At 42.0% G+C, this 15,582-nt stretch carries 12 protein-coding genes; all 12 read right to left on the bottom strand.

What is annotated here, in order from left to right; genetic code table 11:
* Positions 1-2: 2 nt before the first annotated feature.
* A complete protein-coding gene (gene rplC, locus ACH8E3_RS12375; protein ID WP_458632953.1) occupies positions 3-626 on the bottom strand; it encodes a 50S ribosomal protein L3 in 624 nt (207 codons plus the stop codon).
* A 41-nt stretch (positions 627-667) separates the two neighbouring features.
* Complete coding sequence (rpsJ, locus tag ACH8E3_RS12370) at positions 668-976, bottom strand: 30S ribosomal protein S10 (RefSeq protein ID WP_458632952.1); 309 nt, start codon at positions 974-976, stop codon at positions 668-670.
* 360 nt (positions 977-1,336) lie between these two features.
* Positions 1,337-2,527, bottom strand: a complete 1,191-nt coding sequence (gene tuf / locus ACH8E3_RS12365; RefSeq protein WP_458632951.1) for an elongation factor Tu — start codon at positions 2,525-2,527, stop codon at positions 1,337-1,339.
* 98 nt (positions 2,528-2,625) lie between these two features.
* The gene (gene fusA, locus ACH8E3_RS12360; RefSeq protein WP_458632950.1) at positions 2,626-4,704 is read right to left on the bottom strand and encodes an elongation factor G; all 2,079 of its coding nucleotides are present in this window, start codon (positions 4,702-4,704) and stop codon (positions 2,626-2,628) included.
* Positions 4,705-4,748: 44 nt separating this feature from the next.
* A complete protein-coding gene (rpsG, locus tag ACH8E3_RS12355; protein WP_458632949.1) occupies positions 4,749-5,219 on the bottom strand; it encodes a 30S ribosomal protein S7 in 471 nt (156 codons plus the stop codon).
* 45 nt (positions 5,220-5,264) lie between these two features.
* Positions 5,265-5,684 carry a 30S ribosomal protein S12 gene (rpsL, locus tag ACH8E3_RS12350; protein ID WP_458632948.1) on the bottom strand — a complete coding sequence of 140 codons (420 nt, stop codon included), beginning with the start codon at positions 5,682-5,684 and terminating at the stop codon, positions 5,265-5,267.
* A 138-nt stretch (positions 5,685-5,822) separates the two neighbouring features.
* On the bottom strand, positions 5,823-6,074 hold the full coding sequence (locus ACH8E3_RS12345; RefSeq protein ID WP_458632947.1) for a ribosomal L7Ae/L30e/S12e/Gadd45 family protein: 252 nt from the start codon (positions 6,072-6,074) through the stop codon (positions 5,823-5,825).
* A 170-nt stretch (positions 6,075-6,244) separates the two neighbouring features.
* Positions 6,245-9,859 (bottom strand): DNA-directed RNA polymerase subunit beta', encoded by a 3,615-nt coding sequence (rpoC, locus tag ACH8E3_RS12340; RefSeq protein WP_458632946.1) that lies wholly within the window; start codon positions 9,857-9,859, stop codon positions 6,245-6,247.
* Positions 9,860-9,944: 85 nt separating this feature from the next.
* Positions 9,945-13,490 carry a DNA-directed RNA polymerase subunit beta gene (gene rpoB, locus ACH8E3_RS12335; protein WP_458632945.1) on the bottom strand — a complete coding sequence of 1,182 codons (3,546 nt, stop codon included), beginning with the start codon at positions 13,488-13,490 and terminating at the stop codon, positions 9,945-9,947.
* 325 nt (positions 13,491-13,815) lie between these two features.
* Complete coding sequence (locus ACH8E3_RS12330; RefSeq protein WP_458632944.1) at positions 13,816-14,439, bottom strand: class I SAM-dependent methyltransferase; 624 nt, start codon at positions 14,437-14,439, stop codon at positions 13,816-13,818.
* Between the two features lie 156 nt (positions 14,440-14,595).
* Positions 14,596-14,955: a 50S ribosomal protein L7/L12 gene (rplL, locus tag ACH8E3_RS12325; protein ID WP_458632943.1), complete on the bottom strand. Its 360-nt coding sequence runs from the start codon at positions 14,953-14,955 to the stop codon at positions 14,596-14,598.
* Positions 14,956-15,019: 64 nt separating this feature from the next.
* Positions 15,020-15,523, bottom strand: coding sequence for a 50S ribosomal protein L10 (gene rplJ / locus ACH8E3_RS12320; protein WP_458632942.1), 504 nt, complete (start codon positions 15,521-15,523; stop codon positions 15,020-15,022).
* Positions 15,524-15,582: the final 59 nt, after the last annotated feature.

Here is a 15,582-nt window from a genome sequence, read left to right as displayed (position 1 = left end):
GATTACTTCTTCACCGTTTCTTTGATTTTCAGATAACCATTCTTAGGTCCTGGAATAGCACCTTTGATAAGAAGAACATTACGTTCCACGTCTACCTTGATTACTTCCAGTCTTTGAACAGTAATCGTTGTATGTCCCATATGTCCTGCAAGTCTTTTACCTTTAGGAACACGGTTCGCTTGAATCGAACCCATGGAACCTGGTCTACGGTGATAACGTGATCCGTGAGACATTGGTCCACGACTTTGACCCCAACGTTTAATTACACCTTGGAAACCTTTACCTTTGGAAGTACCTGTTACGTCAACAAATTCACCCACAGTGAACACATCAGCTTTCAATTCTTGACCCACTTCAACAGTTGTGGAATCAATTCCGCTAATTTCGCGAACGTAGCGCTTAGGCGCAGTGTTTGCCTTTTTCGCATGACCTATTTCAGGCTTGATCGCGTTTCTTTCCTTTTTATCGGAAAAGCCTAGTTGAACTGCTTCATAACCATCGTTCTCTAGATCTTTCTTTTGTAAAACAACACAAGGTCCTGCTTCGACTACCGTTACAGGAATTACATTACCTTCAGGGGTAAATACTTGAGTCATACCGAGTTTTTTTCCTAAGATACCTTTCATGTTGACACCTCTTTTCATTTAAAAAGTCTATTTCTTAATAATTACAATTTGATTTCAATATCTACACCGGACGGCAAGTCCAAACGCATTAAGGCATCCACTGTTTGTGGAGTCGGATCAACAATGTCGATCAAACGCTTGTGTGTGCGTTGCTCGAACTGTTCCCGCGAATCCTTATACTTGTGTACCGCACGGAGAATAGTAATGATTTGTTTCTCAGTCGGAAGTGGAATCGGCCCGGATACACTTGCACCCGAACGTTTTGCAGTTTCAACAATCTTCTCTGCAGATTGATCCAAAATTCTGTGATCATAAGCTTTTAAACGAATACGAATCTTTTGCTTTGCCATTTTAGTCCCTCCTTCTATCGCCCAATTTGGTATCGGACATACTCCGCGAAAATTTTCTAACCACCACCCCATGGCAAAGGGGCCTGGTGTGTCAGTAACCTCTCACTTCATCGCAACGTCTCAGAACAACATTCATTATTATATATAATACTAAAAGATATTGCAAGTTTTTTCTTAAAGATAATGGAACGAGCAGAGATAGATAACACTTCTTATCCATTTAAAAATACAATGTCATATACTATAAAACATTGAGGGCCTTATCCTTTACGGATAAGGCCCTCAATTAAATTGCGTTCACATCACACTGTTGCTCGTTATAGTACACTGTTGCTTATAATAATAAGAACGAATTCGTTCTTACTTAGTGATTGATGCTACTGCGCCCGCACCTACTGTACGTCCGCCTTCACGAATGGAGAATTTAGTACCTTCTTCAATCGCGATTGGGTTGATCAATGCTACGGATACAGTAATGTTATCCCCAGGCATAACCATTTCAGTTCCTTCTGGCAAAGAAATAACACCAGTTACGTCAGTTGTACGGAAGTAGAACTGTGGACGGTATCCAGTGAAGAAAGGCTTATGACGTCCACCCTCTTCTTTAGACAATACGTAGATTTGAGCTGAGAAATCAGTGTGAGGCTTAACAGTACCTGGCTTAGCAAGTACTTGACCACGCTCAATTTGTGTACGGTCAACACCACGAAGCAATGCTCCGATGTTGTCACCAGCTTGAGCAGAATCTAGCAATTTACGGAACATTTCCACACCAGTAACTACTGATTTCTTGGACTCTTCAACAATACCGATGATTTCAACTTCTTCTCCAACTTTAACTGTACCACGCTCAACACGACCAGTAGCAACAGTACCACGACCAGTGATTGAGAATACATCCTCAATTGGCATCAAGAAAGGTTTGTCAGTATCACGAACTGGATCTGGAACATAAGTATCGATGACTTCAAACATTTCAACGATCTTCTTAGCCCAATCGCCTTCTGGATTAGCCAAAGCTTCACGAGCAGAACCCTTGAAGATTGGAGTATCGTCACCTGGGAAGTCATATTCATTCAACAAGTCACGAACTTCCATTTCAACCAATTCAAGAAGCTCTTCGTCTTCAACAACGTCACACTTGTTCAAGAATACTACGATATATGGAACACCAACTTGACGAGACAATAGGATGTGCTCGCGAGTCTGTGGCATTGGACCGTCTGCTGCAGATACAACAAGGATCGCTCCATCCATTTGTGCAGCACCAGTGATCATGTTCTTAACATAGTCGGCGTGACCTGGGCAGTCAACGTGTGCGTAGTGACGGTTAGGAGTCTCATATTCTACGTGTGATGTAGAAATTGTGATTCCGCGCTCGCGCTCTTCTGGAGCTTTATCGATTTGATCAAATGCGATTGCAGCACCTCCGTAAGTTTTACTCAATACAGTTGTAATTGCTGCAGTAAGAGTTGTCTTACCGTGATCGACGTGACCAATAGTACCGATATTTACGTGTGTTTTATTACGTTCGAATTTAGCTTTTGCCATTTTAAATACATCCTCCTTCAATATATAAATTGTTTGTGTTCATACACAGCAGAGTGAGATCATTCGACTTCCACTCTGTTATGCATGGGAAACTTAAATTACTCTTCACCTTTGTGCTTAGCAGCAATTTCTTCAGAAATGCTCTTCGGAACTTCTTCATAATGAGATAGTTCCATTGAGAACACACCGCGTCCTTGCGTACCAGAGCGAAGTGTTGTTGAGTATCCGAACATTTCGGATAGAGGCACCTTAGCACGAACAACTTGCGCTCCTGCGCGAGCGTCCATACCTTCGATACGTCCACGACGGGAACTAAGTAGTCCCATAACATCACCCATGTACTCTTCTGGCACTGTTACTTCCACCTTCATGATTGGCTCAAGAAGAACTGGCTTACACTTATCTTTAGCAGCTTTAAGCGCTAAAGAACCAGCTACTTTAAATGCCATCTCATTGGAATCGACATCATGATAAGAACCATCTACGATAGTTGCTTTGACGTCAACTAGAGGGAAGCCTGCAATAACACCATTCTTCATTCCTTCTTCAATTCCTGCAAGTGCTGGAGCGACATATTCTCTAGGAACAGATCCACCCACAACTTTGCTCTCGAACTGATTACCAGTACCTGCTTCAAGCGGTTCGAATTCTACCCATACGTGACCATATTGACCACGACCACCGGATTGACGTACGAACTTACCTTCAACACGTGCTGGAGTACGGAATGTTTCACGATATGCAACCTGTGGTTTACCCACATTGGTCTCAACTTTGAATTCACGACGCATACGCTCAATGATGATATCAAGGTGAAGTTCACCCATACCAGCCAGAATAGTCTGACCCGTCTCTTCATCTGTGTGAGCACGTAACGTAGGATCTTCTTCAGTTAATTTACCGAGAGCTACACCCAATTTGTCTTGGTCAGCTTTTGTCTTAGGTTCAACTGCAATAGAGATAACTGGATCTGGGAAGTCCATGGACTCCAAGATTACCGGGAACTTCTCATCACAAAGTGTATCCCCTGTACTTGTATCTTTCAAACCTACAGCTGACGCAATATCTCCGCAGTAAACTACAGAAATCTCTTGACGACTGTTGGCATGCATTTGTAGAATACGACCGATACGCTCGCGTTTGTTCTTCGTTGCATTCAGTACATATGAACCGGAATTCAGAATACCGGAATATACACGGAAGAACGTAAGTTTTCCAACGTAAGGGTCTGTCATAATTTTAAATGCTAGTGCTGCAAATGGCTCGCTATCATCCGAATGACGCACAGTTTCTGTACCATCATCCAAGTGACCAATAATTGAAGGAACATCCGTTGGTGCAGGAAGATAATCAACTACTGCATCCATCATCAACTGAACTCCTTTGTTGCGGTAAGAAGATCCACAGATAACTGGGAAGATCTTCGTTTCTACAACACCTTTACGAAGTGCAGCTTTTAATTCTGGAACAGAGATCTCTTCACCTTCAAGGAATTTCATTGTAAGATCTTCGTCTAGCTCAGCGATTTTTTCAACCATTTCAGCACGAAGTTCTTCAGCTCTTTCCTTGTAATCCTCAGGAATTTCAGTGATTTCAATATTTTGACCAAGATCATCTTTGAAGATGTGAGCTTTTTGCTCTATAAGGTCAATAATACCATCAAAGTCACTCTCAGCACCGATAGGCAATTGAATTGCTACTGCATTCGCACGTAGACGATCGCGCATAGCATCAATAACGTTAAGATAATCAGCACCAATAATATCCATCTTGTTGACATATGCAATACGTGGTACGCCATAACGGTCAGCCTGTCTCCATACGGTTTCGGACTGAGGTTCTACGCCCTCTTTTGCACTGAATACACCTACTGCCCCATCCAATACACGAAGGGACCGTTCAACTTCAACTGTGAAGTCAACGTGTCCCGGGGTATCAATGATATTGATACGGTGACCTTTCCAAGAAGCTGTAGTAGCAGCGGAAGTAATTGTAATTCCGCGCTCCTGCTCTTGCTCCATCCAGTCCATTTGCGCAGCACCCTCGTGTGTTTCACCGATTTTGTGCGTAATGCCTGTGTAGAACAAAATTCGCTCCGTGGTAGTTGTCTTACCAGCATCAATATGAGCCATGATCCCGATATTACGTGTATTATTCAAGGAGAACTCTCTTGTCATAAAAATAGTCTCCCTTCAAATTCAAAATTGTTAATGCAATAATTCTACCAACGGTAGTGAGCAAACGCTTTGTTAGCTTCAGCCATTTTGTGTGTATCTTCGCGCTTCTTAACAGCAGCGCCTGTGTTGTTGGAAGCATCAATAATTTCTGCAGCCAAACGTTCTTCCATTGTCTTCTCTCCGCGGTTGCGGGAGTAATTAACAAGCCAACGAAGACCTAAAGCAGTACGTCTTTCAGGCTTCACTTCTAGAGGTACCTGGTAAGTAGAACCCCCTACACGACGAGCTTTAACTTCTAGAACTGGCATGATATTCTTGATAGCTGTTTCAAACACTTCCATCGGATCACTCTCCGTACGTTCTTGAATAATCTTGAACGCATTGTATAGAATTGTTGCAGCAGTACCTCTCTTACCATCCAACATGATACGGTTGATTAGACGTGTTACAAGCTTGCTGTTGTACAACGGATCTGGTAATACGTCTCTTTTAGTAACTGGACCCTTGCGTGGCATAGATATCCCCCTTTCTCAATTCATCAATCCTTATTGGATTCAATATTATTTTTTAACCTTAGGACGCTTCGTACCATATTTGGAACGAGCTTGCATACGATTGTTTACACCTGCAGTATCAAGTGCACCACGAACGATGTGATAACGTACTCCTGCAAGGTCTTTTACTTTTCCTCCACGAACCAATACGACACTGTGCTCTTGCAAGTTGTGTCCGATTCCTGGAATATAAGCAGTCACCTCTATACGATTCGTCAAACGAACACGGGCATACTTACGAAGTGCGGAGTTTGGTTTACGTGGAGTCATAGTACCTACACGCGTGCATACACCACGTTTTTGTGGAGCGCTCAATCCAGTCTCTTCACGCTTCAAAGCGTTGTACCCTTTATGCAAAGCTGGGGATTTAGACTTGTAAATCTTAGATTGACGTCCTTTACGAACTAACTGATTAATTGTTGGCATTTTGTTGCCACCCCCTTCCCATAATAATGTCTCTCTATAACCATTTTCCAAGCCCACAGAGCCAGGCGGTTCATAAAAAGACAAATGAAAAGTTCTTGCCAGAAGTATTCTCCTTCTTAACAAAAACATCTTTCAAAACTATTGTTTGATGACAGCAGCCATTGCTGCACCCACTTCAATGCTGCATGCTTCACCCAATTCAATCATGGTATCCACATACGTTATGTTCACATTATGCTTCTCGCACAACGCTACAATCTTTGAAATAAGCCGTTGTTCCGCATCTAAAGCCACATAAACTTCCGTAGCTTGGCCTAATTCCACCGATCTAACGGTTTGTTTAGTCCCGATACGTACATGCATATCCTGCAATCCTTTATCATTAGACATCGTTTACGATTCCTCCAAAAGAACAGGCATGACCCAAACACTCGTGCACCTATGATATATTAGCATCTCATAAAAGTGATGTCAAGCGTATTCTTGAATCTCTCATGATAATATAGTTGGTGCATTGAAGTTATCTGTAATAAGCATAACTTCAATACACCCCACTAAATCTATTCTACTGAAACAGGTTCTTTTGTTTCTAACCCTTTGTTTGCAGCTTCTGGATCAGCATATGTCACACTACGGTATCTATTCATACCTGTACCCGCAGGTATTAATTTACCGATGATAACATTCTCTTTTAATCCAAGAAGTTTATCGACTTTACCTTTTATAGCAGCATCCGTCAACACGCGAGTTGTTTCTTGGAAAGATGCGGCTGATAAGAATGAGTCTGTTTCTAAGGAAGCCTTGGTTATTCCTAAAAGAACTGGTTTCGCAACTGCTGGTTCTTTACCAGATAGAATTGCTACTTTGTTAGCTGCTTCATATTCATGAATGTCCGAGAATGCTCCTGGAAGCAATGTTGTCTCTCCAGCATCAACAATTCGAATCTTGCGAAGCATTTGCTTAATCATAACCTCAATGTGTTTATCATTAATTTCTACACCTTGGTTACGATATACACGTTGAACTTCTTGTAGAATATAATTCTGCACACCACGAATACCTTTGATACGCAAGATTTCCTTAGGGTCAATAGATCCATCCGTTAATTCGTCACCAGCTTCAATCTCTTGTCCTTCGCTAACGCGAAGACGAGATCCATAAGTAACGAGATACGTTTTCGTCTCTGCTTCACCCTGAATTTCAATCTCACGGCGATCTTTGGTTTCTCTAATTTCTTTCACTACACCATCAATCTCACTGATCGTTGCTTGACCTTTTGGATTACGTGCTTCAAAGAGCTCTTGAATACGCGGTAAACCTTGCGTAATATCGTCTCCTGCAACACCACCAGTATGGAACGTACGCATTGTAAGCTGTGTTCCTGGTTCCCCGATTGATTGCGCTGCGATAATTCCGACCGCTTCACCAATCTCAACGTGTTTACCAGTAGCCAAGTTGCGTCCGTAACAAGTCTTACATACACCATGACGAGCTCTACAGCTAAGAACAGAACGTATTTGGAGTTTCTCAACACCAGCTTCAACAATAGCACTCGCTTTATCAGAGTCAATTAAATCATTACGCTTAACAATGATTTCGCCTGTCTCTGGATGACGAATCGTTTCGAAGCAATAACGTCCTTCAATACGATCATAAAGATCCTCGATAACTTCTTTACCGTCTTGAATCTTAGCAACGCTAAATCCTTTATCTGTTCCACAATCCTCTTCGCGAACAATAACATCTTGAGCTACGTCAACAAGACGACGTGTAAGGTATCCTGAATCCGCTGTACGTAGTGCTGTATCGGCTAGACCTTTACGCGCACCGTGAGTTGATAGGAAGTACTCAAGAACCGTTAGTCCTTCACGGAAGTTGGATTTGATCGGAAGTTCGATGATGCGTCCTGATGGGTTAGCCATCAATCCACGCATACCACCCAACTGTGTGATCTGAGATTTGTTACCACGAGCTTTAGAGTCAACCATTAACATGATGTTATTGTAACGATCCATCGACTTCATAAGGACATCTGTTAACTCGTCCTTCGTTTTGGACCAAATATCAATGACTCTATCATAACGCTCTTCATTCGTAATCAAACCACGACGGTATTGATTCGTAACAACAGTAACCTTGGCGTCAGATTCCTTAAGGATTCCCTGTTTCTCGACAGGAACAATAACGTCAGATACCGCAACTGTAATTCCTGCACGTGTAGAATACGTAAATCCAAGTTGTTTGATGTCATCAAGAATGATAGACGTTTCCGTTGTATGATATGTCTCGAAACAACGAGCAATAATTTGTCCTAGATATTCCTTACCTACCGCACCACTAATCGGAAGATTCATCATCAACTCACGGATATTAGCACCTTTTTCATACACAAAATACTTTTCAGGTGTTCCTTGGAACAAGTTCTCACGCGTCGCCTCATTAATAAAAGGGAATGAACTTGGATAGATTTCATTAAAGATAATCTTACCAATCGTTGTGAGCAACATAGCTCCTTGTTGTTTCTCCGTGAAGATCGTCTTCCCAAGAGCTTTAACAGGAATAGCAACACGTGCATGCAGACCAGCTTCTCCACGTTGGTAAGCGGATAGTGCTTCATTCACAGTACGCAAGATCATTCCTGATCCTTTTTCTTCTTTGTTATCCATTGTGAGGTAGAAAGTTCCAAGAACCATATCTTGTGATGGTGTTACGACTGGCTTACCATCTTTCGGATTCAAAATATTGCCTGATGCCAACATAAGAATACGAGCTTCCGCCTGAGCTTCCGCAGATAATGGAACGTGAACAGCCATTTGGTCACCATCGAAATCCGCGTTATATGCTGTACATACAAGTGGATGAAGTCGAATTGCATGACCTTCAACTAGGATTGGTTCAAACGCTTGGATACCAAGACGGTGAAGTGTAGGGGCACGGTTAAGTAGCACCGGATGCTCTTTAATCACTTCTTCTAGTACGTCCCATACCTCAGGACTGACGCGTTCAACTTTACGTTTAGCGCTCTTTATGTTATGAGCTAACCCTTTGTTGACCAATTCTTTCATTACGAAAGGTTTGAACAACTCCAGCGCCATTTTCTTAGGAAGACCACATTGGTACATCTTCAGATAAGGACCCACGACTATAACAGAACGACCAGAATAGTCTACACGTTTTCCTAGCAAGTTCTGACGGAAACGTCCTTGTTTACCTTTAAGCATATGACTTAAAGATTTCAACGGGCGATTACCAGGACCTGTAACCGGACGGCCACGACGACCATTATCGATTAGTGCATCCACAGCTTCTTGTAGCATACGCTTCTCATTCTGAACAATAATGTCAGGCGCTCCTAGATCAAGTAGACGTTTCAAACGATTGTTACGGTTTATGACACGACGATATAGATCATTGAGGTCAGACGTTGCGAAACGCCCTCCATCTAACTGTACCATCGGACGAAGTTCAGGAGGAATAACTGGCAGCACGTCCATAATCATCCACTCTGGTTTGTTACCAGAATTGCGGAAAGCCTCAATTACTTCAAGACGCTTGATCGCACGGTTACGACGTTGACCCTGTGCTGTACGCAGTTCTTCTTTTAGGAATACTAATTCCTTATCCACTTCAATATCTTGTAGAAGTTTCTTGACAGCCTCTGCACCCATGCCTGCATGGAAACCGAAGCCATATTTCTCGCGATAACTACGATATTCCTTCTCAGACAGAAGTTGTTTCTTCTCTAGTGGTGTTTCGCCAGGATCTGTTACAACATATGACGCGAAGTATATGATCTCTTCGAGTGATCTTGGAGACATATCCAATGCTAGACCCATACGGCTTGGAATACCTTTGAAATACCAGATATGAGATACAGGAGCAGCAAGTTCGATGTGTCCCATGCGCTCACGACGGACTTTAGCGCGAGTTACTTCAACGCCACAACGATCACAGACAACACCTTTATAACGAACACGCTTATACTTACCACAATGACATTCCCAATCTTTTGTTGGACCAAAGATCTTCTCACAGAACAGACCCTCTTTTTCCGGTTTAAGCGTACGATAGTTAATCGTTTCCGGTTTTTTAACTTCTCCACGGGACCATGATCGAATCTTCTCAGGAGAAGCAAGCCCTATTTTCATATACTCAAAATTATTAACGTCCAACAAGGAGCAACCCTCCTTAATCTAGTATTACATTAGTAAATAACGTGATTGGGCAGCAAGGCAAGCCTAACTGCCGATCACATTCTTCTTATTCCCGTCCGACTTCCGCGCCTTCCAAGTTGAGACTCAACTTGTCGCCTGCCACTTCATCTTCATCATCGAGTTCTTTCATCTCGATTTCTTGTTCATCACCACTAAGGATCTTAACATCCATACCAAGGGATTGAAGTTCTTTAATTAGAACCTTAAATGATTCTGGAACACCTGGTTCCGGCACATTCTCACCTTTAACAATGGACTCGTACGTTTTAACTCGACCGACAACATCGTCCGATTTAACAGTCAAGATCTCTTGCAATGTATATGCAGCACCGTAAGCTTCCAACGCCCATACTTCCATCTCTCCGAAACGTTGACCACCAAATTGAGCTTTACCACCCAATGGTTGTTGTGTAACAAGAGAGTAAGGTCCTGTTGAACGAGCATGGATTTTATCGTCAACCATGTGTGCCAATTTGATCATATGCATGACACCAACAGTAACTTCACGTTCAAACAAATCACCGGTACGACCATCATACAACTTCGTCTTACCGTTACGTTGCATACCCGATTCTTCCATCGTATCGAAGACATCTTCCTCATTAGCTCCATCAAATACTGGCGTAGCAATATGAATTCCTAGTCTCATTGCTGCCATACCAATGTGTACTTCAAGAATCTGACCGATGTTCATACGCGATGGCACACCCAACGGGTTCAATACAACTTGAACTGGTGTACCATCTGGAAGGAATGGCATATCTTCTTCAGGTAGAATACGCGCAACGACACCCTTGTTACCATGTCGTCCTGCCATCTTGTCACCTTCAGAGATTTTACGCTTCTGTGCAATATATACACGAACCATTTGGTTAACACCTGGAGGTAACTCATCACCATTCTCACGAGTGAAGACTTTCACGTCAACGATAATACCATCACTACCATGTGGAACACGTAGAGATGTATCACGTACTTCGCGAGCCTTTTCTCCAAAGATAGCATGTAACAGTCGCTCTTCTGCAGTTAATTCCGTTACACCTTTTGGTGTGACTTTACCAACTAGAATGTCTCCAGCACTAATCTCGGCACCTATGCGGATAATGCCACGCTCATCCAAATTGCGTAGTGCATCTTCACCTACGTTAGGAATATCACGTGTAATTTCTTCAGGTCCAAGCTTCGTATCACGAGCTTCAGACTCATACTCTTCAATATGAATTGAAGTATATACGTCTTCTTTTACCATCTTCTCACTTAGAAGAATAGCATCCTCGTAGTTATAACCTTCCCACGTCATGAACGCAACGACAACGTTTCGTCCAAGAGCAAGTTCGCCCATTTCCGTAGATGGTCCATCTGCAAGGATGTCCCCTTTTTTCACAACGTCTCCTCTTTTAACGATAGGACGTTGATTAATACAGGTTCCTTGGTTCGAACGCATAAATTTATGAAGTTTATGTTTCTCGATATCACCCTTCACTTCATTGCCGTCCACCATCTCAACACGGCGTACCCAAATTTCATTGGCTGAAGATCGTTCAATAATACCGTCACAGTTGGATACAATACATACACCAGAATCTTTTGCTGCTTTATGTTCCATTCCAGTTCCAACTAGTGGAGCTTTCGGAATGAGAAGCGGTACCGCTTGACGTTGCATGTTAGATCCCATCAATGCTCGGTTAGAGTCATCATTCTCAAGGAACGGTATAAGCGCCGTAGCGACTGATACCACTTGCTTAGGAGAAACGTCCATATAATCGACGCGATCACTTGGCATAGATAGAATGTTGTCAGCCTGCTTGTTATAACGAACGATAACAATGTCATCCTGGAACTTACTATCTTCTGTCAATATAGCGTTCGCCTGTGCAACAACATAGTTGTCCTCTTCATCCGCAGTTAGATAATCGATATGTTCCGTAACGATTCCTGTCTTCGGATCAACCCAACGATATGGCGCTTCAATGAATCCATATTCATTGACACGAGCAAATGTGGATAATGAGTTGATCAAACCGATATTCGGACCTTCCGGTGTCTCGATTGGACACATCCGACCATAATGACTCGGATGCACATCTCGAACTTCGAAACCAGCACGCTCACGAGTCAGACCACCAGGTCCCAAAGCAGATAAACGACGTTTATGTGTCAATTCGCCAAGAGGGTTAGTCTGATCCATAAATTGCGACAACTGGGAGCTACCGAAGAACTCCTTGATCGATGCTATAACAGGTCGAATGTTAATTAACGCTTGTGGCGTAATCACGTTCGCATCCTGTATAGACATTCTCTCGCGAACGACACGTTCCATTCTAGAAAGACCTATACGGAATTGATTCTGAAGCAATTCACCAACAGAACGTAGACGACGGTTACCCAAGTGGTCAATGTCATCTGTATTCCCTACACCTTGAAGTAAATCAAGGAAGTAACTGATGGATGAAATAATATCAGCTGGTGTAATATTCTTAATCGATTTATCAATATTGGCATTTCCAATCACTTTGATAACTTTACCCTCTTCGTTAGGTGAGAACACGTCAATACTTTGAAGTGGAACTTCACCCGCATTAAGCGCTCCATTGGCCACATGATAAGTCTTAAGACCAACACCATTCTCCAAGTAAGGAATCAATTCATCCAACAATCGACGATCTACCATTTGACCAGATTCTGCCAAGATTTCTCCCGTTTCTGGGTCAACTAAGTTTTGCGCCAACTTTTGGTTAAACAAGCGATTTTTAATGTGTAATTTTTTGTTTATTTTATACCGACCTACATTCGCAAGATCATAACGTTTCGGATCAAAGAACCTTGCCACTAATAGACTCTTTGCATTGTCTAACGTAGGTGGTTCACCTGGACGAAGACGTTCATAAATCTCTATGAGCGCTTTCTCAGTTGAATCCGTGTTATCTTTATCCAACGTATTAAGAATATATTGATCGTCACCTAATAAATCTAGAATTTCAGCATCACTACCAAATCCCAGTGCGCGAAGTAGAACTGTTACTGGAATTTTACGAGTACGATCAATACGGACATACATAATATCCTTCGCATCTGTCTCCAGTTCAAGCCATGCTCCACGGTTAGGAATCACAGTTGCTGAATAATTCCGTTTTCCGTTCTTATCAATTTTGGTGCTGAAATAGACGCTAGGAGAGCGTACCAACTGACTGACAATTACCCGTTCTGCACCGTTGATAATAAATGTACCTGTCTCCGTCATCAGTGGGAAGTCACCCATGAACACTTCTTGTTCTTTGACTTCTCCTGTTTCCCTGTTGATAAGCCTTACCTTAACACGCAACGGAGCCGCATACGTAACATCACGCTCTTTAGCATCGTCCATGCTATATTTAGGCTCACCCAGACTGTAGTCTATAAACTCTAGAACCAAATTACCTGTGAAATCTTGGATCGGCGAAATATCGTGAAACATCTCACGTAATCCTTCTTCCAAAAACCAATCGTAAGATTTTTGTTGAATTTCAATCAGGTTCGGAATTTCGAGTACTTCGTTAATTCGCGCATAACTTCGCCGAGTGCGTCGACCATACTGAACAAGATGTCCCGCCAACTTTAACTCACCCCTCATGTCTACTCACTTTAAAAATACATTGCGAACCTCTGTTTGGGCATTTATAATGTAACCATACAGACCTCGCTCCCACAAATAAAGAAAAGCCCTTACCCGAATTCTTTCGAACAAAGAGCAAATCCCAATGGGTCTTACATCGCATAGGCTTTAAAATCTTTAGCATCACAACACATGCATATCTTTATGTGATATACACCTTATATGTTTAGTAACTAATAGCAACCAACATATTTGAGCAAACTAAAGACAAGAAGCCTATCCTAATACTGACATTTCATAATAGTATCATATCTGAAATGTCAAGTCAATAGTTTAGATTCGAATTCCCACCTTGTTTGACGGCCTTAAATATACGATAACCTTTTTCCTTGGTTACTTCTTGTACTTCCCCGAAACACTTCTCTAGTTTGTCTTTAGCAGAAGGAGCCCCCTGCTTTTTCTGAATGACGACCCACAATGTTCCGCCTTCAATCAAGTGATCATATGCTTGTTCAAATATGGCATGGACTGTTTCTTTTCCTGCACGGATGGGTGGATTGCTTAGAATAACGTCGAACCGTTGTCCCTTCACCGCTGTGTATAAATCACTTTCCACAATGGAAACATTCGATATACCATTTAACTGAGCATTTTCTTTAGCCAACTTAATCGCTCTGTTATTTACATCAATCATAGTCACATGACCATTGCTTGCTAACTTCGCTGCAGCCAATCCAATCGGTCCATATCCACATCCGACATCAAGCACATGAGCTTCACGCCCTATATCCATAGCTTCAATTAATACTTTGCTACCAAAATCCACACCATTCTTCGAGAATACACCCGCATCACTGATGAATTGGTATTTTTCTCCTCTTAAGACCTGTTCATTTGTTTTTCTATCATGTTGTACTATGGGTTCGTTCGAATAATAATGCTGCGGCATCTTAAACCTCCGAATTATTCGTTTATTTCTATTTTTTCCTATTTTCTTCATCTTAGACATACATTAATTATAAACAAACCCCTTGAACTAAATTCAAGGGGTTTGTTTCTCTAAAGATGATAGCAAGCATTGCTGCTATAGAACGATAAGAAGTAATTACTTCAATTCTACAGATGCGCCTACTTCTTCTAATTTTGCTTTTACAGCTTCTGCTTCTTCTTTTGATACTTTTTCTTTCAAAGCTTTTGGTGCGTTGTCAACTAGATCTTTAGCTTCTTTCAAACCAAGACCAGTGATTTCACGAACTGCTTTGATTACGTTGATCTTAGAAGCACCAGCGCCAGTCAATACTACGTCAAATTCAGATTGCTCTTCAGCAGCAGCTGAAACAGCACCTGCAGCAGCTACTGGAGCAGCAGCAGTTACGCCGAATTCTTCTTCGATTGCTTTAACAAGATCGTTCAATTCCAATACAGACATACCTTTAATCGCTTCTAAAATTTGTTCATTAGTCATGGTGGAACCTCCAATTTATATTATAATATTTTGTTTAATACGGAACTTATAAGAATCAAAGACATTAAGCGCTTTGATCTTCTTTTTCAGCAACTGCTTTAACGACAAGTGCGAAGTTACGCACAGGCGCTTGCAATACACTGAGAAGCATGGAAAGAAGTCCATCGCGAGACGGAAGTTCTGCCAACGCTTTAATTTGATCAACGCTAACGACTTTACCTTCTACTACAGCACCCTTAATTTCTAATGCCGTATTCTTCTTAGCGAAATCGTTAAGAATTTTTGCAGGCGCTACAACATCTTCTGCACCAAACACTACAACTGATGGACCAACTAAGATCTCATCCAATTCTGTAAGTTCAGTAGCAGCAGTCGCACGACGCAACAAAGAGTTTTTCAATACTGACATTTCAATACCTGCTTCACGAAGTTGCTTACGCAATTCAGTGATTTGGGTAACGTTCAATCCGCGGTAATCCGCTACAACAGTAGTTACACTATTACGCAACTTTTCCGTTACAACATCTACTGCATCTTGTTTAGCTTGAATAATTTTTGCATTTGCCATTCTCTACACCTCCTGATAGTTTACTGTACAGCAGTATAACAAACCACTGACCATTCTAC

It is taken from the genome of Paenibacillus sp. CMAA1364, from assembly GCF_054373195.1.
This window is presented reverse-complemented; position numbering and strand designations above follow the sequence as displayed.